The organism is Bradyrhizobium sp. SRL28 (assembly GCF_018596315.1).
Classification (GTDB): Bacteria; Pseudomonadota; Alphaproteobacteria; order Rhizobiales; family Xanthobacteraceae; genus Bradyrhizobium.
The window spans coordinates 49,941-69,884 of record NZ_JAHEAG010000021.1 but is presented as its reverse complement, the minus strand read 5'-3'; the positions used below and the strand labels follow the sequence as shown (position 1 = coordinate 69,884).

Genomic DNA, 19,944 nt, shown 5'->3' with positions numbered 1-19,944 from the left:
CTTGCTGCGGCGGCAGCTTTCGTGAATACTTTAAGCCTAAACTATCTCGTCGGCCAAGTGCGATCTATCGCAGACCAGCCCGGCGAAACCCCAGGAGGCACGTGTGCAGGCAGGTGATAGCAGCGCGGCCAGGCAGCCGATCTGGTCGCGGGCGGCTGAGCGTTTTCCGCCGGCCGACCGGGTTCTCTCGACCATTCTGACGCGGCAGGCCGCGCAATACCGCGACCGCACGCTGTTCGTTTTCGGCGAAACACGATGGAGCTATGCCGAGACGGCTGCGATCGCCGCCGCATCCGCGGCCCGCCTGATGCGCGCCGGAATTCAGGCCGGCGACCGCGTCGCCCTGATGTGCTCGAACCGGCCGGAATTTTTGGAAGTCTATCTCGGCTGCGCCTGGATGGGCGCCGTAACCGTGCCGATCAACACTGCGCTGCGCGGCATCCAGCTCAGCCACATCCTGCGCAACTCCACGCCGAAACTGCTGGTGATCGAGTCTGGCTTTTTGCCGGCGATCGAAACGCTGGAGCGCGATGTCGCGCCGCCGGATCTTATCTGGACGATCGGGGAAGGCGCCGTGCCTCCGACTGTATCCGGATCGATCTCGCCGCTGCCTGCACTCGGCGACGGGATTTCGCCCGCGCCCGTGCGGCCCGAAGACACGGTCGCGATCCTCTATACGTCGGGCACGACGGGCCCTTCCAAGGGCGTCTGCTGCCCGCAGGCGCAGATGTTCTGGTGGGGCGTCTACTCGGCGCGTGCGCTCGACGTCCGCGAGGGCGATGTGCTGTTCACGACGCTGCCGCTGTTCCACACCAATGCGCTGAACGCGTTCTATCAGGCACTCCTGAACGGCTGCACCTACGCTCTCGAGCCGAAATTTTCCGCCTCCGGTTTCTGGGTAGCGGCGCGAAGGCATCAGGCAACCGTTGGCTATCTCCTCGGCGCGATGGCCGTGATGTTGCTGGCGCAGCCGAAATCTGCCGACGATACCGCGCATTTCCTGCGGGTCGCGCTCGGTGGCGGCGTGCCGGGTCAATTTCACGGGCCGTTTTTCGAACGCTTCGGCGTGCCGCTGCTCGACGGCTACGGCTCGACCGAAACGAATTTCGTGTTCGCGAGTACGATCCCGTCCGATCGTCCCGGCACCATGGGCCATCTCGTCGAGGGCGTGGAGGCCTGCATCGTCGGTCCCGACGACGCGCCTCTCCCTGACGGTGAGGCCGGCGAGCTGCTGCTACGCTCGCGCGAGCCGCTCGCATTTTCGACGGGCTATTTCGAAATGCCGGACAAGACGGCCGAAGCTTGGCGAAATCTCTGGTTTCACAGCGGCGACCGCGTCGTGCGCGATGCGGATGGCCACTACCGCTTCGTCGACCGGATGAAGGATTCAATCCGCCGGCGCGGGGAGAATGTTTCATCCTGGGAGGTGGAACAGGTGCTGCTAAAACATCCGGCGATCGCTGCCTGCGCCGTCTATCCGCTGCCGTCCGAGCTCGGCGAGGACGAGGTTGCGGCGGCCGTCCAGCTCGAACCTGGCCATGCACTGAAGGGAATCGATGTCGTCAGGCATTGCGAGGGCAAGATGGCCTATTTCGCCGTTCCGCGCTTTGTCCGGATCGTCACCGAAATGCCGCTCACCGAGAACGGCAAGATCCGAAAGGTCGCGCTGCGCGAAGCCGGGAGGACTGTCGATACGTGGGATCGCGATGCCGCGGGATACAGACTGCGCCGCTAGAATCAGGCGCGGGCTTACTCCGTCGCGCGCTTCACGGCGTTCTTCAGGTCGTCGAGCTCCCTGACCAATCCGTCGAGCCGCCCTTTCGGAAATTCGGCAAGCAGCGAAGCCAGCCAGAGGCCGTGTTTTTTCGCCATCCGCCTGAACGCCTTCCTGCCCTCGGCCGTCATGCAGACGATCTGCACGCGACGGTCGAGCGGCGACGGCGAGCGCGTGATAAAACCGTCTTCGACCAGTCGATCCACGATCGGAGTGAGATTCCCGGCCGTGACCATCAACCGCTTCGGCAACTCACCCAGCACCAGCCCAACCGGCTCGCGATCGAGCTGTGCCAGCACGTCAAATCGCGGCATCGTGAAGTCGAACTCTTCGCGGAACTGGCGGCGAAGCTCGGAGCCGATCAACGACGTGCAGGCAAGGAGGCGAAGCCATACCCTGACCTGGGTGCGGTTGTCCGCGTCCTCATCGGTCATGTTCTCTTCGTCGATTAGCGCGATCTCCTTGCCGGCCATCAATCGATATCCTCCCGACGTTCCCTGTGTGGCCGAGCGGTTCGGCACGAGAGGGTTCTGAAGCGAACGTGTATATTCTTTAGGACCAAATCAAATGCCTGGCAGGGGAGGGCTTGGCATGATCCCGCTCCAGGACCCGGTTGCATTGGCGCCTGCGACCGTAGCGGACGATATCGCGGCAGGGCAAGCGTGCCGAGCCCCGCCCATGCGGGAAGTCACTTAAATTTCATCGAAAATGCAGCTTTGCGCTTCAACGGCTGGATACGCCGTTAGGGCAGGATGCGGCGCACGAGGACTTCTATACTCGACTTTGCGCGCCGGCCCGGCTATAAAATAATACTTTATGCTTAAACTAAAATGAGCCCATGCATGGCCCGTTTTGAATCCCTGACGCTCTCCGAGCTGCCGAGTGGCATCTGGCGCACGCGCCTGCCGGTGCGCTTCGGCTCCTGCGATCCGGCCGGGATCGTCTACACGCCGGAATATCTCAACCTGTTCAACGGTGTGATCGAGGATTGGTACGGCGATGCGCTGGGGCTGCCCTATCATGAACTGGTCGGGACACGGCGGACCGGCCTCGGCTACGCCCACGTTTCGGCGGATTTCGCCAAACCCAGCAGCATGGGCGACGTGCTCGACGTCGCGGTCATCGTGCGCGATATCGGACGCACCTCGCTAAAGCTCACGGTTCACGCGTTCAAGGATGGCGCCGAATGCGTCCGCGCCACCTTCGTGACCGTGACGACGTCGCTGCTGGATCACAAATCGATTGCGCTGCCCGACGACATGCGCCTCGCGTTGAAAAATTATCAGGCGAACTGCGATGCGTCGGCCAGCCCTGCGTCAACAGACCTGAGATACGGACCCAGCAGCCTGCCAGCGTGACCGCCACCGGGCCGCGTGCACCGCTCACGAGGGTTCGCTGAACACGATGCAGGCGGGGCTTCCGGTCTGCGCGACCGTGTCTGTCGGGGAGCGTCAAGCGACCGCCTCATTCGAGGTGGCTGATTTCCGTATCATTTCCTATCTGCTTGTGGACAGGACGTAATCAATCTCCACATTGTCTTGTCCACCTGTCCTGAAGGAACCGCCATGCGCGTATTGGCTTGCACGATTTTGACGATCGCAACGGTGTTGGTCGCCGCGCCCGCGCGCGCCCAGACCTATGACCCGAACTACCCGGTTTGCATCCAAACCTACGCCATTGGCGGAGGCAGTATCGACTGCAGCTATACTTCGCTGGCGCAGTGCGCGGCGACTGCATCGGGCCGCGCGGCGCAGTGCCTGAACAATCCGTATTTCGCGCAGGGCGACAGGAAACTGCCTCGGCACCGCGGCGTTTACTAGAGGCGGCTGCATCGGCCTGGTTCGGCGGCGTCATGTTCAATTTTGCCCATGCCGTCGCTTCTACGTATAGTCCGGCGAAACCACCATTCCGTGAGGTCATGTGACTGCCCCCAATCCCGCTGCCGGCAAACCGGTCGATTCCGCCTCCCTTGTCAACGTGCCGCAGTTGGTAACGGCCTATTTCGCATCGAAACCGGATCCCTCTGATCCCACCCAGCGCGTTGCCTTCGGAACCTCGGGCCATCGCGGGACGTCGCTGAAAAACTCCTTCAACGAAAATCATATCCTGGCGACGACGCAGGCGATCTGCGACCACCGCCGCGAAACCGGGCTCACCGGCCCGATGTTCGTCGGCATCGATACCCATGCGCTCGCCGAGCCGGCGCTGGCGAGCGCGGTGGAAGTGTTTGCCGCCAACGGCGTCGACATCATGATCGACGAGCGCAGCGGCTACACGCCGACACCCGTCATCTCGCATGCGATCCTGAGCTACAACAAGGGCCGAACGAACGGGCTTGCCGATGGCGTCGTCATCTCGCCGTCACATAATCCGCCTGAAGATGGCGGATACAAATACAACCCGCCGCATGGTGGTCCGGCCGACACGGATGTGACGGCCAAGGTCGAAAAGGCCGCCAACGCCTACATGGAAGCGGATATGAAGGGCGTTGCGCGGGTGCCGTATGAGCGCGCCCGCAAAGCGCCCTCAACGCATCTGCACGACTATATCCGCCCCTATGTCGCCGATCTCGGCAATGCCGTGGACATGGCGCTGATCAAATCATCGGGCGTGAAAATCGGGATCGATCCGCTGGGCGGTGCCGCCGTTCATTACTGGCAGCCGCTGATCGAGCATTACGGAATCAATGCGACGGTCGTGAACACCGCCGTCGATCCGACGTTCCGGTTCATGACGGCGGACTGGGATGGAAAAATCCGCATGGATTGTTCCTCGCCGTTCGCGATGGCGAGCCTGATTGCGATGCGCGACAGGTTCGACGTCGCCTTTGCCAACGACACCGACGCCGACCGCCACGGCATCGTGACGCGCACGGGCGGCCTGATGAATCCGAACCATTTTCTGGCCGCCGCGATCGCCTATCTGTTCGAGCATCGGCCGCAATGGAGCAGCGGGGCCGCGATCGGCAAGACCATCGTCTCCAGCTCGATCATCGACCGCGTCGCAGGTAAGTTGAACCGCAAGCTGGTCGAAACTCCGGTCGGCTTCAAATGGTTCGTCGAAGGCCTCGGCACCGGTGCGTTCGGATTCGCCGGCGAGGAAAGCGCCGGCGCATCGTTCCTCAAGCGCGACGGCTCGGTCTGGACGACCGACAAGGACGGCATGGTGATGGGGCTGCTCGCCGCCGAAATCCTCGGCCGCACTGGCCGCGACCCAAGCCAGTTGTTTGCCACCCTCACGGCCGAACTCGGCGTGCCCTACTACGAGCGGATCGACGTGCCGGCGACGCCAAAACAGAAAAGCGCGCTGAAGGCGCTCGGGCCGGAGCAGCTCGATATGCGCCAGCTTGCCGGTGAACCGGTCAGCGCGATCCGGACCCGGGCGCCGGGCAACGATCAATTCTTCGGCGGCATCAAGGTCGAATCCGAGGCGGGATGGTTTGCCGCGCGGCCATCGGGCACCGAAGACGTCTACAAGATCTACGCCGAGAGTTTCCGGGACCAGAACCATCTGAAGACGATTCAGCAGGACGCTCAGCGCGCCATCGCGAAGGCCTTCTGATTTCGCGGTGAGGCGGTTGGGGCAACGGGAAATCCCGACCGCTTTTCGCATAATGGAAGACTGTTGCGTCAGGCTGCGCCCAGTTGCACCAGTTCTGCACACTCCCGGCCAGACGGGAACTGCCGAACTGAGTTTCGGGCGCCTCGCGCTTGCGATCACGCTGAAATCACGAAGGCCGACGCAGTGTTAAACTCGGGAGCTAGCTGCCAGAAAGCCGTCCGGGTGCGGGGGGGGCCTGAAAGCTATAACGAGGTACCGGGGGATGAAATGAGTGCGGAATCGGTCGTCTACTACCTGAATCGCGTGCCTGAGAGCGATCCGAATGACCAAACCGAATGGCTTTTGACGGCATTGGGGCAATATACCGGCGCGGAACTGCGCGAACTGCTCTATGTGGCAGAAGAGCCGGGATTCTTTGAATTGATGCGCGGGCTGTTTGCGCTCTCGGACGAGAGCCGCGCCGCCCTGCAGCATTTTCTCGAAACCGGCCATCCGCCGGCCATGAAGACGGCAATCGACGCGAAGGGCCGGTTGACGATCGAGCATGCGGATGTCGAGCAGCGCGTAAAATTGCTTCCTGTGATCGCAAATTAGCGCCCGCAGATCCTGAGGTTGTGCTAGGGTTCCAGCTTGAACAGTTGGGAGCCTGCCCATGGCGACGAGGAAATCTGGCCCGCTCGATGCGATGGTGGGTGCCAGGATTCGCGTGTTGCGGGTCAACCGCGGCATGAGCCAGACCATGCTGGCGGAACGGATCGGCGTTACCTTTCAACAGGTGCAGAAATACGAGCGGGGCGCCAACCGGGTTGGCGCCAGCCGGCTGTCGCAAATCGCTTCCGTGCTGGGTGTTTCGGTCGGCGAGCTGTTCGAATCTCCTGGGGCCGGATCTGCCGGCTTCAATTCGCCGGTTCGCTTGCTTGCCGAGCCGGGGGCGTTGCGCGTTCTCAAGGCCTATGCGCGAACGACCAGTCCGCGTGTGCGGCTTTGCATCGCGAAGCTGGTTGAAAGCATCGCCAGTCGAACTCCCGGAGCGAAGGCCACAGTCGCGCTGTTCAATACTGTCGATCGTGGTGAGCGGCGGAAGTTGCCCTCGCGAAGTTAGTCTTCCGCAGGAAGACGAGCGGCAATGTTGTGCCGCCCCGCAACCCGGTTAAAGGCGTCAGCCGGTCGCGCGAATCGCAAGCCGCTCCGGCGGCCTCACGCCAGGAATGAATTCGCCGATCCAGTCACGGCGCGTCGCTTCGATATGCCAGGACATGGCCTCGGCCGAATAAGGTGCCGGATCGGGAATGTCCTTGCGGATCTCCTTGCCGTTGAGCCAGCCGCAGCTGTGCGAGTAGCGCGCCTTGCAGACGAGATGGATATCGCCGTGGTCCTGCAGCAGCACATAGCCATCGGCAGGAAAAAATGTACCGGCAAGCTCGATCGCAGCAGGCAACTGGCGCACCAACAGGAACGTGCTGGTGGATTGCGATTCCTGCTCGGAAACCAGCACGCCGACCAGGCTGTGAATCGGCGCGATTACCTGCGGTGCAACCACTGCGAGCGGCTCCGTGATCGGGCCGGCCGTCGCGATCGAAAGATATTCGCCCTCTGGTCCCCAACGACAGGCGATCAGCCACTCGCGGCTACGGCTACGAATCAAGGTCGGCTTGGCATAGTCTGAACGGGCAATATCTGCTGCCATGGCTATGACTAAGGCTTTCGCGAGCATAAGTTCCTCCAGGGCGAGGGCGGGCTGGCCTCTCGTCCCCAGTCTGCCCGTCAAGTCGTGAGGTCACCGTGAGCGGTACCCAAAATTCGATGCAGGAATTGTTTGCACGCGCGGCATCGTTGCTTCTTGGCAACGAAGTGGACGCTGCCGGCGATCACGATGCCAAACTTATTTTGCATGCGCTGGAATATGGCTCAGAATCCAGCAACCGGATTGATTCGGAGACCGCGAATCGCGCTCACTTGCTTATCGCTGCTTCCCGATTTGCGCGCGTGTTCGAACTGGCCGCGCCCGATGCGCCCGGCCTGTTCAGCTTTGGCGCGCAATTCGATCCGGCGCTTGCCGATCCCTTGCATGACGGAAGCCCGATGGTCGGCGTTTCCGGCGTCGGTCTGACGTTGCAGGATGCATTTCAGGGCTGCATCGGCGAGGGAATCGAGTATCTCTCTCAATTGCAGACCGGCAGCGACGTGTTGCTCAAACGCGGCGTCGACGACTGGGCCGGAAAACTTGGTCCGAAGGCGCTGGAGCTGGTCGGCATTCTGTCCGAGCGCCGCATGCAACCGGAGCGAGTGCTTTCCTGGTGTCGCACAACGAGGCTGACCGACGGAGGCGAGGTATGGCTTCCGGCGGACATCTGCCTGCGGCGTCCGCCGGCGCAGCGCGACTTCGCGCCGCCATTCCCCTTGAGCATCGGATCGGCCGCCGGTCCGTCACGGGACGCCGCAGCACTGCATGGCCTGCTGGAATTGATCGAGCGCGATGCGGCCAGCCTGTGGTGGCGGGGCGGTCAACTGGCCCGATCGATTGCGCCGCAGCATGAAGCCGGCATCGTGGCGGAAGGTTTGTTGCGGCAGCTCCGGCATGGCGCATCGATGCAGCGCCGGACATGGCTGCTCGATATCACGACGGATATCGGCGTGCCCTGCGTCGCGGCCGTCTCCTGCCGGGCCGATGGTTCCGGCTTTGTCTGCGGCCTCGCCGCGCGGCCGGCGCTCGAGGCCGCGGCCCGCTCGGCAATTCTGGAAATGTGTCAGTTCGAACTGGCCGACGCCGTCGTTATAGCCAAACGCAGCGAGCGGGGCGATGACGCGCTCAACGCCCAGGATCGCACCCATCTGCAGCGCGCGGCGATTAATGCCCTTCAGTGCAGACTGTTGCAGCCAGTCGTGGAGTACGCGGACCATCTTCCGCTTCGCGCAACTGAAGCGCGCGTCATATTTGGATTGATCGTACAGCGTTTGGAGAAACTGGGAATCGAGACATTCTGCCTTGATCTCACGCGCCACCGCTTCGCTGTTCCGGTGGTCCGCGTGATTGCCCCGGGCCTGCAACTCGAGCCATCCGAAATCGTCACGGCCAGGCTGCAGGATACGATTGCGCGAACCGGAGGCGGCGCAACCTATACCGGGGGTGTCTCTTTGATATAGACTGGCTGGAATTAACCAACCGGTTCCGGAAACCCTGCATGCCGGCCAGCACAAACGCCATGACAGCAGACAAGGCCACGGCGGCGCCCGAAAGCGCTCCGCGTCTTTCGGTCTCGCTGGTCGGACGGCTCGGCGTGCGGTTCAACGGCCGGCCGATCGAACTGCGAACCCGCAAGGCCGGCGCGGTCCTTAGTTACCTCGCGCTGTCGGAGTTGAAGCAGGAGAGCCGCGAGCGGCTGGTCGGCCTGCTCTGGAGTCGTTCGGACGAAGAAAAGGCGCGCGCCTCGCTGCGCCAGGTCGTTCGCGAGCTGCGGTCGATGCTGGAGGAGGCCGGATATGACGGCTTCGTCGCGGAGCGGCTGATGATCGGCATCGACGTCGGACGAATTGAAGTCGACATTGAAAGCGTGATTCAGCTCGCCGAAGGTGGGCGCGTTCACCCGCTGCTGCTCGATACTCCGCAGCTCGACGGCCGGCTTCTCGAAGGGATGGACGATCTCGATCCGTCGTTCCGGGTCTGGGTACTGGCCAAGCGGCAGACCATCCATGAACGGCTGATGCGAAATCTCGACGAAGGTCTGACCTCCCCAAGCGTTCTCGCCGACTCCAAAAAAAGGATTGCGGCCGCGATCGTCAATCTCGACCCGACCCATGAATATGCCTGTCGCTATCTGATGCGGGCGCATGCGGAAGAGGGCGATGTCGCCGGTGCGCTTCGCATTTACAAGGCGCTGTGGGATCTCTTGGACCGCGACTACGCGATGGAGCCGTCGTCGGCCACCGAAGAACTCGTCGCGAACATCAAGCTCGGCATTCTGGAACGCGCGCCGACCGATCGGGCCGCGTCGGCAGCGAATGACGAATTCGCCGTCAGGATGATCAGGGGCTCAGCTCTCCAGCCGGCGGTGACGATGTCGCCACCGGCCAATGCGCCTGCCAGGACGCGCCTGGTGCTGCTGCCCTTTGCGATGCATGGCGTCGACGAGGACCACAGCCATCTGGTGCAGGGGTTCTCCCAGCATCTCGCCGCCTGTCTCGTGCGCTTCCGCGAATGGAGCGTGGTTGATCGTCCGCCCGCGGCCGTCGTGCTTCCCGCCTCGGGCACGGCGCCGCAATACTGCATCGAAACCACTGCCTACCAGGCGGGCGCCGAAATTAACATCGTGATGGTGTTGCGGGACGATACCATGGGGATCTATGTCTGGAGCGAAAGCTTCCGGCTCGGCCTCGGCAACTGGTTTGAAACCCAGCAGCGCATCATCCGCCGCATCGCGACTTCCTTGAACGTGCAGTTGTCGACCGAGCGGCTGATGCGGCTGGCAGGCGAGCCCGACGTTTCGCTCGATCTTCACGACCGCTGGCTGCGCGGCCAGAATCTCATCGCGAAGTTCGACAAGGAAAGCTGGCAGCGGGCGGTCGTGATCTTTCGCGACTCGATCCGGGAAAGTCCTGCTTTCTCGCCGTTCTACAGCAGCCTTGTGCAGATGAACAACATCGAGCATCTCGTGCATCCCGGGGTCCTTCGCAATCTCGACAAGGCAAAGGCGACCCTTGAGCTGGCGAAAATCGCCGTTGAACTCGATCCGGTCGATTCCAGGGCGCATCTCTGTTGTGGCTGGTCCTATGCGTTTGCGTTGCGCGAGGCCGAGGCGGCGCCGCACATGGACCTCGCTTGCGAGCTGAACGACAACGATCCGTGGACGCTGCTGTCCAGCGCTCACTATTGCGCTTTCTGCGGCTCGATCGAACAAGCTCAGCTACGCGCCAGCCAATCGCTTGCCCTTTCGCTGGCGCCCTCACGCCTCGAATGGGGCTATCACTGCATCATTCACTACCTGTGCGGCGATTATGCGGGCGCCATAGAAGCCTGCGACCGCGCCTCCAGTGTCATTCAGACGCTGCCCGCATGGCGTGCGGCCGCGCTGTTCGAACTGGGACAGCCCGAGTTGGCGCGCGAGGAAGCGCAGCGATTTCTGAACGGCATTCGCTCGTTTTGGGTTGGGTCAGACGCACCGACCGACGTGGCCATCACACGCTGGCTCCTGCAAGCGCACCCCATCAACATCAAGGCGCGGTGGGAAACCCTGCGCCGCAGCTTGCGCGGCGCAGGTTTTCCGGTCGAAGGCATCGCGCCATTGTACTGGTGACAAGGCCGCTCGTGGATTTCAGGCGCAGGCGCTTATGGTGTAGTCGCCGATACGTTCGGCATGCACCCTGAACTTCTCGCTCTCCGGGATCACGGGATCCATACCGTTGAACAGGCGCTTGTAGAACGGCGGAAGCGGATAGGTAGCTCCGGGCTGGTTGAGCAGCGCCTCGGAATCCTCGATCATCACCTTCGGCGGCAACTTTACCGTGATCGTGTCCTGTTCCTGCTTCACGAACGTGATGTGCTTGAAGCGATCCGGCACGGTGGCGAATACCTGTGCCTTGGCGAGTTGCTCCTTGAACTCGTCCATCGTCTCCGGCAGCGGATACACGTTGTCGTCGTCGAGGTAGTTCGTGCCGGTCGCCCAGGTCTTCACCAGCTTGCCCCAACGCTCATGGTTGGTCACCTGTAGCCTTTCGATGCGCTGCATGGTCTTACTCCTCCGGGTTGGGTGAGACGGAACATTCCGCTTCACAAAAATGCAGGCACGGCCTGCTGCAGTTCGGCAATTTCGGTGGTGAACTTCACCAACTGCGCCATGCTTGAGATGTCGGGAATCTCCTGGAAAAAATTCGCCGGATAGTATTCGCGAGACAAATCGGCAAGCTGACCTGCGAGCGCGTCGCCGCTGGATGAGCGTGGATCGCCTGCGAGTGCGCCGAAAATAACTTCCGAGACGATGATCGAGCCGAGCGGTCCAAGGCGCTGGCCCTCTGCCTGCGGTTGCTGCATCGCTTCGAACAGGATGAAGAAGGGCAGCGGCGGATCGTTCGAAAGGGTTTCGATGTCTTCGGCCGTCAGCGCGCCATACGCCGGTGCGGCGACCAGCCAATCGCGGAGCCGGCTGACGCGATAGGCGCGGTCGGCAAGCAAGCGTGAGATGGCGATGAACTGCGGTTTCCGGGTCCCGATCTCGGCAATCAGCGCGTCCACCGACCACATGCCGGCGATCCCGGCGCCGATCAGGTCACGGTAGAGCAGGCCAACCCGCTCGGTCTCGTCGAACGCCGGAAAGATCTGATCGTTGCCCAACCCGTCGCTGAGATACGGTCCGATGCGCCGGCTGAAGTTCGGCTTGGTTTCATTGATCTCGAAGAAACGCGACCACTGCACCATCCAGGTCTCATCGAGCGGCATGTTGACCGGATCGTTTGCGGAAGTCTTTTCAAGCGTGCTGTAGAGATCCTGTATGGACAGATCATTGATGCAGTATTCGTGTCGCACCATGGCGTGACCGAAGCGAAACGCGCCGTGCGAGAATTCGAACGGAATCTCCCAGTCGCCGATCGCAAGACCTTGGCTGGCTTCATCAGGCCGATCGATGAAATGGGGAGTCGCCCCGCTATAGGCCGCATAGATCGTCGGGTGAATGACCCGCCGCATCAGATCGTTGCGGAGAATGTTGTGATAGATCAGCGAGACTGCCTCGCGGGCACACAGGAAGCGCTTATAGGCCGCGCCGAACTGGCCGTTCGGCCCGCTATTGCGTTCCTGCCGGCGTATGAGATCGATCAGGGCGTTGTGCAGCAGCGCGAACAGCGCGGTCAGCTGCGACATCACGGCGTGATCGTCATTGCGCGGATCGGCGACCAGCGCCTCGGTGAGGGCAACCCGGACGCCTGCAATGCTGCGGTCGATCCCCGTCACATTCTCGGCCCGGGTCCGTGCGATGTCGCGAAACGGGCAGCCGGTCGCGGGTTCGTTCTCTTTCCAGCGCATTCGCCCGAGCCGCAGCTTGGTGCGCCGGTCGTCACTCGGCGCGTCGAGCGCGTAGATATGCGGCGATCCGACAGGACCGCTTCCATACAGGGTTTCGAGCCGAAGCGGCGCACGGCGTGCATTGGCGGTGCCGGCGCCCAGGCTCCCCGAAACTGAAAGCGGGATCGCCGAATGAACCAGATCGTGCGCCACAAATTGCAGCAGATAGGTGTAACCCGAGGGGATCAGAGGGTTTTCCCAGTGTTCCGCCGATCCACTGCGGTGCGGCGGCCAGTGTATTTCGGCATCCATCCGGCGCGACAGGCGATGCATCAGTGCCCGGAGTTTCGGCAGATGTTCAGGTGAAGTGAGCGGGTCGATGCCGAACGCGCGGAAGCGCTGCGATGGATTTGGAGTCCCAAGGAAGTGACGAAAACCGGGAGCTGCTGTTCGAGCAGGGTCGCGCGTATTGAACTCGGAAGTTCGGAACGAGGATGCATCAGCGACTGTCTGCAGAGCCATAAAAACTGCTTTCGCGCTTGGCCAATGCGGCGAGATTGGGGAGAAAGTCGTGAAATAATCGTGAGTTAAATCGTTAGAACCTGTGAACATATGTGGACATCTTTGGGTCTTTCTAGCGGCCGCTCACGTCTGTTTCACGATTGGCGACGCGGCGGTATGATTTGTCCTTGTAACGGCGACAGCGACAGGAGCGCGTGTGAAGCTTATCGTGACGGCACCCTTGGCGCGCTTTTGCGGCGCAATGATCGTGATGATGATCGTCGTAACAGGAGCCGTGCGCGCCGAGCCGGTTTTCTCCTTCGACGCCACGCCGGGCAAGCTGCCGAAGACAGTCGTTCCGATCAGCTATTCAATCGAGCTGAGACCTGACGCCGCAAGCCTGGCGCTTCCCGGCGTCGAAGTGATCGACATCGACGTGCGCGAGCCGACGGCGCGGCTGACGCTCAACGCCGTCAACACGACGTTTGCTTCCGTTACCGCCGACGACGGCGCAGAGCGCGCCGAAGTCGCGCTCGATGCCGCGGCCGAGACGGCGACCTTTATTTTCGCGCAGCCGCTCGCAGTGGGCGCGCATCGGCTGCGCATCGAGTAGCGCATCACGGCGGAGGTGGAAGGCATGGTGATCGGTGTCGTCGCCACCACCGGTAAGGCTGTGAAGGGACAATTCGCGCTCGATAGCGCGGCAAGACTGCTCGCCTGGTTCAACGATCATCTCGGCGTAAAATATCCGTTGCCCAAGCTCGATCTGATCGCCGTGCCCGGCGGCTTCGGCGGCGCGATGGAAAACTGGGGCGGCATCACCTTCTTCGAGAACCGGTTGCTGTTCGACCGCAACCAATCCGGATAGCGCCCGGCGCGGCATCTTTTCCATCATCGCGCATGAGATGGCGCATCAATGGTTCGGCGATCTCGTTGCCTTGCACCGGCATTCCCGATAGCCATAGCAGTCTGGACTTTCGCGCTTGAGGCATTTTCTTCCATGGCTGATTTCCACGGCGTCTTTCCCTATCTGGTCTCGCCCATCGATGCGTCAGGCCAGATCCGCACGGACGTGCTGGGTCGGCTCTGCGACGACCTCATCAAAGCGGGCGTGCATGGGCTGACGCCGCTCGGTTCGACCGGCGAGTTCGCCTATCTCGACCAGACGCAGCGCGCGACTGTCGTGCAGGCCACGATCGAGGCCGTAAAGGGTCGCGTGCCCGTGATCGCCGGCGTCGCCTCGACGTCGACGGCGGACGCGGTGGCGCAGGCAAAGGCGCATCAAAAGCTCGGCGCCGACGGCATTCTCGCGATCATGGAGGCGTATTTCCCGGTCGCCGACGCGCAGGTCGAATCCTACTTCCGCGCCATTGCCGACGCCGTCGACATTCCCATCGTGATCTACACCAACCCGCAGTTCCAGCGCTCCGATCTGACGCTCGATGTGATCGCGCGGCTCGCGACCCACCCGCGCATTGGCTACATCAAGGATGCCTCGACCAATACCGGCCGGCTGCTGTCGATCATGAACCGCTGCGGCGACAGCATCAAAGTGTTCTCGGCATCCGCTCATATCCCGGCGGCGGTCATGCTGATCGGTGGGCTGGGCTGGATGGCCGGGCCCGCCTGCATCATTCCGCGGCAGAGCGTCGAACTCTATGACCTCTGCAAGGCGGCGCGCTGGGACGAGGCGATGGCGCTGCAACGCAAGCTGTGGCGCATCAACGAAGCCTTTGCGCGCTTCAATTTGGCCGCCTGCATCAAGGCAGGCCTCGACATTCAGGGCTACGCGGTCGGCGATCCCGTCCCGCCGCAGTCGGCCCTGACGGCCGAGCAGCGCAAGGTGGTCGAGGCCGCGCTGCGGGAATTGAGTTGAGAGGATTTCGTAGGGTGGGCAAAGGCGCGTAAGCGCCGTGCCCACCATGCATCATCGAATGCGCCTCTCGATGGTGGGCACGCTTCCGCCTTCGCTCTTCGAGCTACGGCGGACAAGTCGCTTTGCCCACCCTACATTTTCTGCTTCGGTCGGCGGTCCGCGCCGCTTGAGCGACGAGCCGGCATGCCTAAATCCCCACGTAACGGCATAAGGCCATCCCAGAGAGCAGGAAACCTCCGGCAGGCTGGAGCGTTGCTTAGGCGATTCCAGACGGCTGAAGGGCCTGTTGGCTTGCGGCATCCACCTTGGCACGCGAGCGGCCTTGGCCAGGGGAGAAATCCATGAACCGTCGTTTCGTGCTTTTCGCAGCCATTGTCGCAGGCGTCCTGGTGGCGCTGACCGTCTCCAACATCCGCTACAGCCCGTGGACCAACACGGTCGCGCGCACCGTCGACCAGCGCGGGCCACTGTCCGAGGCCGAGCGGGCGAACATCGAGCTTTTCGAGCGGGTGTCGCCGTCGGTGGTGCAGGTGGCGGCGCGAGCTGCCGCCGGCAATCCGCTAGACGAGGACGAAGACGCGGGAGCCGCCTCCGGCACCGGCTTTGTCTGGGACAACAACGGTCATGTCGTCACCAACAACCACGTCGTACAGAATGGCACCGAAGTCGCGGTCAAATTCGCCTCTGGCGAGGTGGCGCAGGCCGAAGTTATCGGCGTCGCGCCTAACTATGACCTCGCAGTGCTGCGGATCAGGAATTCGCGCCAGTTGCCGCCGCCGGTGGCGCTTGGCAGTTCGAGCGACCTCAAGGTCGGCCAGATGGCGTTTGCGATCGGCAACCCGTTCGGGCTCGATCAATCGCTGACGAGCGGAATCATCAGCGCGCTCAAGCGCCGGCTGCCCACCAGCAGCGGCCGCGAGATCGCCAACGTGATTCAGACCGATACGGCAATCAATCCCGGAAATTCGGGCGGCCCGCTTCTTGATTCAGCGGGACGGTTGATTGGCGTCAACACGGCCATCATCTCGCCCTCGGGTTCGAGCGCCGGCATCGGATTCGCGGTCCCGGCCGATATCGTCAACCGTGTGGTGCCCGAACTCATCAAGAACGGTCGCGTGCCGACGCCGGGCATCGGCATCGTTGCCGCCAGTGAAGCCGTTGCGACCCGCCTCGGCGTCGAAGGGGTGATCGTCGTGCGCACCGCGCCCGGAAGCCCGGCCGAGCGAGCCGGTATCCGTGGAGTCAATCTCAGTTCTGGCGCGCTCGGCGATGTCATCGTCCAGGCCGACGGCAAGCCGGTTCACCGCCTTTCGGACCTGACCGACCAGCTCGAGCAGGTAGGTGCCGGAAAGAGCGTCCGTGTCGGTGTAAAACGCGGTTCGGAGACGCGCGACGTCAATGTCGACATCGTGGATATCGGGCGCAACCAATAACCCCAATTGACGGCAGGATCATACCCGCTCGTGGCGATTGCCGCCGCGGGCCTTGGCGCATTTATTGCAGCGAATTGAATGAGTTGTCTCAGGCGGAAAAACCGCTAAAACCCCGCCCGATCCGACAAGAAAGCTCGAAGGACAAATTGATGAACATTCTTCCCGGCAATATGCGTTTCGGTGCGGGCCAGCCGGTCAAGCGTTTGGAAGACCAGAGACTGCTCACCGGGAAGGGGCAGTTCATCGACGACAAACCGGAGGAGGGCGCGCTGTGGCTTTACGTGCTGCGCTCGCCCCATGCCCACGCCAGGATCAAGTCGATCGACACCAAGGCCGCGCTTGATATGGCCGGGGTAGAAGCCGCCTATACCGGTGCCGATCTGGTGACGGACGATATCGGCACCCTGCCCACTCTCGCGATCTTCCAGCGGCCGGACGGCAAGCCGATGACGGTGCCGCCGCGGCGTTTGCTCGCCCATGAAATCGTGCGCTATGCCGGCGAAGCGGTGGCTGCGGTGGTCGCGACATCGCGGGTGCTGGCGCAGACCGCGGCCGAGGCGATCGAAATCGACTACGAGGTGCTGCCGTCGGTGGTCGATCCCGTCGAGGCGGTGAAGCCCGGCGCACCCGCGGTGTGGCCCGAGGCGCCCGACAACATCGTGGCCGCCATGAGCTATGGCGACGCCGCCAAGGTCGAAGAAGCGTTTGCAAGCGCGGCGCACAAAGTCTCGCTCGATCTGGTCAGCCAGCGGCTGGTGCCCTCGGCGATGGAGCCACGTTCGACGATTGCCGAGATCGAGAAGAAGACCGGCCGGTTGATCCTGCACGTGCAGTCGCAAACCCCCGGCTCGACCCGGGACCTGCTCGCGGAATCCATTCTGAAGCGGCCGAAAGACAGCGTGCGCGTGCTGGTCGGCGATATCGGCGGCGGCTTTGGCCAGAAGACGAGCCTCTATCCCGAAGACGGCGTCGTCGCTTACGCCGCTACCAAGCTGAACAGGAAGATCCGCTGGCGCGGCGACCGCACCGACGAATTCGTCGGCGGCACCCATGGCCGCGATCTCACCTCGACCGGCGAATTCGCGCTCGACGCCAAGGGCCGCGTGCTCGCCTATCGCGTGCGCTCGATCGGCGGCACCGGAGCGTACTCATCGGGAACCGCGAACATCATCCCGCTGGTGCTCGGCCCGTTCGTGCAGACCGGCGTCTACGACCTGCCGCTGGTGCATTTCGAAGTGAAGTCGGTGATGACCAACACCGCGCCGGTGGGCGCCTATCGCGGGGCGGGACGGCCGGAAGCCGTGTTCATCGTCGAGCGGTTGATGGATGCCGCCGCGCGGCAGATCGGCATGGACCCACGCACCATCCGCAAGGTGAACTACATCAAGCCCGCACAACTGCCTTACACCAATGCCGTTGGCCAAGTGTACGACTCCGGCGCCTTCGCGCACATGCTGTCGCGCGCCTCGGAGCTTTCGGACTGGGACGGCTTTGCCGCGCGCAAGAAGGCGGCGAAGAAGAAGGGCCTGCTCTACGGCCGCGGCCTCACCAGCTACATCGAATGGACCGGCGGGCGCGCGCATACCGAAAAGGTCAGCCTGCACGCAACCGCGGAAGGCCGCATCATCCTGCATTCCGGCACCATGGCGATGGGGCAGGGCCTGCAGACCACCTACACGCAGATGGTATCCGATACGCTCGGCATCCCCATGGACAAGATCGACGTGGTGCAGGGCGACACCGATCTCGCTACCGGCTTCGGCAGCGTCGGCTCGCGCTCGCTGTTCGTCGGCGGTACGGCGGTCGCGGTATCGAGCAATGACATGATCCAGAAGGCGCGCGAGAAGGCTTCGAACGTGCTGGAGACTTCCGTCGAGGATATCGAATATCGCGATGGCTGGCTCAGTGTGGTCGGCACCGACAAGCGCATCAGCCTGTTCGAGATCGCGAAGAAGGAAGACGGTGCGCGGCTGTCAGTCGATTCCGAAGGCGAAGTCGACGGCCCGAGCTGGCCGAACGGCACGCATATCTGCGAGGTCGAGATCGATCCGGAAACCGGCGTCAGCAAGGTGGTGCGTTACACCACGGTCGACGACGTCGGCATCGCCGTCAACCCGATGCTGGTGACCGGCCAGGTGCATGGCGGCGTCGCGCAAGGCATCGGCCAGGCGCTCTACGAGGGCGTCGCCTACAGCGAGGAAGGACAGCTACTGACCGCGAGCTATCAGGATTACTGCGTGCCGCGCGCTGACGACATTCCGCCGATGGCGGTGACGCTGGATGATTCCGCGCCCTGCCGCACCAATCCGCTCGGCGCCAAGGGCTGCGGCGAATCCGGCGCGATCGGCGGCCCGCCCTGCGTCACCAACGGCGTGATGGATGCGTTGAGCGAACTCGGTATCAAGCAGCTCAACACCCCGCTGACGCCGGCGAAGGTGTGGCAGGCGATCAGGGATGCGAGAGCGGCGGGATAAGGCGCGCTCTCTCAGCTTGTCATTCCGGGGCAGCCCGCAGGGCTGAGCCCGGAATCCATTTGGCCACGAAGCATACGGCCCAATGGATTCCGGGCCTGCGCCAAGAGGCGCATCCCGGAATGACGGAGGATAGAATTACAACCCCAGCACCATCTTCGCCACGATCTCCCGCTGGATCTCCGACGAGCCCCCGAAGATCGTATACGCCCGTCCGTTGAGATATTCCGGCACCACCGGCAGCAACTCCTCTGGAATTGCCGGTGCCTCGTTGAGCCGGTAGAGCGGCCGTACCGGCTCGACATAGAGGCCGTCATTGCCGATCACGTCGACGCCGAGCCGGGTCACGGCCTGGCGGATTTCGCTGACGCGTAGTTTTAGCAGCGACGACACGGCGCCGGGATTTTGCCCGGTCTGCAGCGCGGAGAGCACGCGCAGCTCGGTCATTTCAAGCGTATCGATGTCGACCTCGACCTCGGACATCCGCACCGCGATATCGGGATCGTCGATGGCGCGGCCGGTGGCGTCGGATTCGGCAAGGTCCGAAATCGTCTTCAGCGCGTCGCGCAATTTAGCTGAGGCGATGCCGGCGCCGCGTTCAAATTCGAGCAGGTATTTGCCGTAGGTCCAGCCCTTGCCTTCCTCGCCGACGCGGTTGGTGACGGGGACGCGAACATCGTCGAAAAATACCTGGTTGACCTCGTGGTCGCCGCCGATGGTGAGGATCGGCCGCGTCGTGATGCCCGGGCTCTTCATATCGATCAGGAGGAAGGAGATGCCGTCCTGCTGCCGCTCGGTCTCATTGGTGCGCACCAGCGCGAACATCCGGTTGGCGTGATGGGCATGCGTGGTCCAGATCTTGGTGCCGTTGATGATGTAGTCGTCACCGTCGCGCACCGCACGGGTTTTCAGCGACGACAGGTCGGAGCCGGAGCCCGGTTCCGAATAGCCCTGGCACCAGTAATCCTCGCCGGAGACAATCCGCGGCAGATAAAAGTTTTTCTGTTCGGGCGAGCCGAAGCCGATGATGACGGGGCCGACCATTTTGACGCCCATCACGTTCACATTGGGCACACCGGCGCGGGCGCATTCGGTCTCAAAGATCCAGCGCTGCGCCGGCGTCCAGTCTGGTCCGCCATGATCCACCGGCCAGCCCGGTGCGCCCCAGCCTTTCTTGTGCAGGGCGCGCTGCCAGGCCATGCCGATATCAGGATCGGAGAACACCGAGGGCGTCAGCGCGGTGGCGCGTTTCATTTCCGGCGTGAGATTTTCCGCGATGAAGTCGCGGACCTCTTTCTCGAAAGCACGCTCTTCGGCATTGAAGGCGAGATCCATGG

General features: G+C 62.8%; 17 protein-coding genes and 1 pseudogene. 13 read left to right on the top strand and 5 right to left on the bottom strand.

All coding sequences use genetic code 11. The features are described from left to right. Positions 1-103: 103 nt before the first annotated feature. Positions 104-1,735, top strand: a complete 1,632-nt coding sequence (locus tag KIP88_RS30285) for an ATP-dependent acyl-CoA ligase (protein ID WP_214491796.1) — start codon at positions 104-106, stop codon at positions 1,733-1,735. A 14-nt stretch (positions 1,736-1,749) separates the two neighbouring features. Here KIP88_RS30285 and KIP88_RS30280 read toward each other — a convergent pair whose 3' ends face one another. Further along, positions 1,750-2,247 carry a MarR family winged helix-turn-helix transcriptional regulator gene (locus tag KIP88_RS30280; RefSeq protein WP_214491795.1) on the bottom strand — a complete coding sequence of 166 codons (498 nt, stop codon included), beginning with the start codon at positions 2,245-2,247 and terminating at the stop codon, positions 1,750-1,752. A 369-nt stretch (positions 2,248-2,616) separates the two neighbouring features. Between KIP88_RS30280 and KIP88_RS30275 the strand changes: the two genes are divergently transcribed. The 5 genes from KIP88_RS30275 (at position 2,617) to KIP88_RS30255 (ending at position 6,437) form a co-directional block, all read left to right on the top strand. Further along, complete coding sequence (locus tag KIP88_RS30275; RefSeq protein ID WP_214491794.1) at positions 2,617-3,132, top strand: thioesterase family protein; 516 nt, start codon at positions 2,617-2,619, stop codon at positions 3,130-3,132. Between the two features lie 207 nt (positions 3,133-3,339). Further along, positions 3,340-3,594: a DUF3551 domain-containing protein gene (locus tag KIP88_RS30270; protein ID WP_214491793.1), complete on the top strand. Its 255-nt coding sequence runs from the start codon at positions 3,340-3,342 to the stop codon at positions 3,592-3,594. A gap of 100 nt (positions 3,595-3,694) precedes the next feature. Next, the gene (pgm, locus tag KIP88_RS30265) at positions 3,695-5,335 is read left to right on the top strand and encodes a phosphoglucomutase (alpha-D-glucose-1,6-bisphosphate-dependent) (RefSeq protein WP_214491792.1); all 1,641 of its coding nucleotides are present in this window, start codon (positions 3,695-3,697) and stop codon (positions 5,333-5,335) included. A gap of 267 nt (positions 5,336-5,602) precedes the next feature. Beyond that, positions 5,603-5,929, top strand: a complete 327-nt coding sequence (locus KIP88_RS30260; protein ID WP_214491791.1) for a hypothetical protein — start codon at positions 5,603-5,605, stop codon at positions 5,927-5,929. Between the two features lie 58 nt (positions 5,930-5,987). Continuing rightward, positions 5,988-6,437, top strand: coding sequence for a helix-turn-helix domain-containing protein (locus tag KIP88_RS30255; protein ID WP_214491790.1), 450 nt, complete (start codon positions 5,988-5,990; stop codon positions 6,435-6,437). Between the two features lie 57 nt (positions 6,438-6,494). Here KIP88_RS30255 and KIP88_RS30250 read toward each other — a convergent pair whose 3' ends face one another. Continuing rightward, positions 6,495-7,049, bottom strand: a complete 555-nt coding sequence (locus KIP88_RS30250) for a hypothetical protein (protein ID WP_214491789.1) — start codon at positions 7,047-7,049, stop codon at positions 6,495-6,497. Positions 7,050-7,117: 68 nt separating this feature from the next. Here KIP88_RS30250 and KIP88_RS30245 point away from each other — a divergent pair, with 68 nt between their 5' ends. Together KIP88_RS30245 and KIP88_RS30240 are read left to right on the top strand one after the other, a co-directional pair. Further along, a complete protein-coding gene (locus tag KIP88_RS30245) occupies positions 7,118-8,479 on the top strand; it encodes a YcaO-like family protein (RefSeq protein WP_214491788.1) in 1,362 nt (453 codons plus the stop codon). A 38-nt stretch (positions 8,480-8,517) separates the two neighbouring features. Next, the gene (locus KIP88_RS30240; protein ID WP_214491787.1) at positions 8,518-10,626 is read left to right on the top strand and encodes a BTAD domain-containing putative transcriptional regulator; all 2,109 of its coding nucleotides are present in this window, start codon (positions 8,518-8,520) and stop codon (positions 10,624-10,626) included. 18 nt (positions 10,627-10,644) lie between these two features. Here KIP88_RS30240 and KIP88_RS30235 read toward each other — a convergent pair whose 3' ends face one another. Further along, the gene (locus KIP88_RS30235) at positions 10,645-11,058 is read right to left on the bottom strand and encodes a hypothetical protein (RefSeq protein WP_214491786.1); all 414 of its coding nucleotides are present in this window, start codon (positions 11,056-11,058) and stop codon (positions 10,645-10,647) included. Between the two features lie 41 nt (positions 11,059-11,099). After that, a complete protein-coding gene (locus KIP88_RS30230; protein WP_214491785.1) occupies positions 11,100-12,848 on the bottom strand; it encodes a hypothetical protein in 1,749 nt (582 codons plus the stop codon). 196 nt (positions 12,849-13,044) lie between these two features. Here KIP88_RS30230 and KIP88_RS46740 point away from each other — a divergent pair, with 196 nt between their 5' ends. From KIP88_RS46740 to KIP88_RS30210, 5 genes and pseudogenes are all read left to right on the top strand, one after another. Beyond that, positions 13,045-13,440 (top strand): hypothetical protein, encoded by a 396-nt coding sequence (locus KIP88_RS46740; RefSeq protein WP_249791118.1) that lies wholly within the window; start codon positions 13,045-13,047, stop codon positions 13,438-13,440. A gap of 24 nt (positions 13,441-13,464) precedes the next feature. Beyond that, positions 13,465-13,786: pseudogene (locus KIP88_RS46735) on the top strand (M1 family aminopeptidase). A gap of 41 nt (positions 13,787-13,827) precedes the next feature. Then, on the top strand, positions 13,828-14,703 hold the full coding sequence (locus KIP88_RS30220) for a dihydrodipicolinate synthase family protein (protein WP_214491784.1): 876 nt from the start codon (positions 13,828-13,830) through the stop codon (positions 14,701-14,703). Between the two features lie 341 nt (positions 14,704-15,044). Continuing rightward, a complete protein-coding gene (locus tag KIP88_RS30215; RefSeq protein WP_214491783.1) occupies positions 15,045-16,136 on the top strand; it encodes a S1C family serine protease in 1,092 nt (363 codons plus the stop codon). 149 nt (positions 16,137-16,285) lie between these two features. After that, on the top strand, positions 16,286-18,610 hold the full coding sequence (locus tag KIP88_RS30210) for a xanthine dehydrogenase family protein molybdopterin-binding subunit (protein ID WP_214491782.1): 2,325 nt from the start codon (positions 16,286-16,288) through the stop codon (positions 18,608-18,610). Between the two features lie 135 nt (positions 18,611-18,745). Here KIP88_RS30210 and KIP88_RS30205 read toward each other — a convergent pair whose 3' ends face one another. Beyond that, positions 18,746-19,942, bottom strand: coding sequence for an acyl-CoA dehydrogenase family protein (locus tag KIP88_RS30205; RefSeq protein ID WP_214491781.1), 1,197 nt, complete (start codon positions 19,940-19,942; stop codon positions 18,746-18,748). Positions 19,943-19,944 lie beyond the last annotated feature (2 nt).

Bases quoted from the DNA above. Each gene is read 5' to 3' on its own strand.
- KIP88_RS30215 (WP_214491783.1), top strand. From the start codon at position 15,045: ATGAACCGTCGTTTCGTGCTTTTCGCAGCCATTGTCGCAGGCGTCCTG.
- KIP88_RS30255 (WP_214491790.1), top strand. From the start codon at position 5,988: ATGGCGACGAGGAAATCTGGCCCGCTCGATGCGATGGTGGGTGCCAGG.
- KIP88_RS30230 (WP_214491785.1), bottom strand. From the start codon at position 12,848: ATGGCTCTGCAGACAGTCGCTGATGCATCCTCGTTCCGAACTTCCGAG.
- KIP88_RS30205 (WP_214491781.1), bottom strand. From the start codon at position 19,942: ATGGATCTCGCCTTCAATGCCGAAGAGCGTGCTTTCGAGAAAGAGGTC.
- KIP88_RS30275 (WP_214491794.1), top strand. From the start codon at position 2,617: ATGGCCCGTTTTGAATCCCTGACGCTCTCCGAGCTGCCGAGTGGCATC.
- KIP88_RS30250 (WP_214491789.1), bottom strand. From the start codon at position 7,049: ATGCTCGCGAAAGCCTTAGTCATAGCCATGGCAGCAGATATTGCCCGT.
- KIP88_RS30235 (WP_214491786.1), bottom strand. From the start codon at position 11,058: ATGCAGCGCATCGAAAGGCTACAGGTGACCAACCATGAGCGTTGGGGC.
- KIP88_RS30210 (WP_214491782.1), top strand. From the start codon at position 16,286: ATGAACATTCTTCCCGGCAATATGCGTTTCGGTGCGGGCCAGCCGGTC.
- KIP88_RS30280 (WP_214491795.1), bottom strand. From the start codon at position 2,247: ATGGCCGGCAAGGAGATCGCGCTAATCGACGAAGAGAACATGACCGAT.
- KIP88_RS30270 (WP_214491793.1), top strand. From the start codon at position 3,340: ATGCGCGTATTGGCTTGCACGATTTTGACGATCGCAACGGTGTTGGTC.
- KIP88_RS30220 (WP_214491784.1), top strand. From the start codon at position 13,828: ATGGCTGATTTCCACGGCGTCTTTCCCTATCTGGTCTCGCCCATCGAT.
- KIP88_RS30260 (WP_214491791.1), top strand. From the start codon at position 5,603: ATGAGTGCGGAATCGGTCGTCTACTACCTGAATCGCGTGCCTGAGAGC.
- KIP88_RS30240 (WP_214491787.1), top strand. From the start codon at position 8,518: ATGCCGGCCAGCACAAACGCCATGACAGCAGACAAGGCCACGGCGGCG.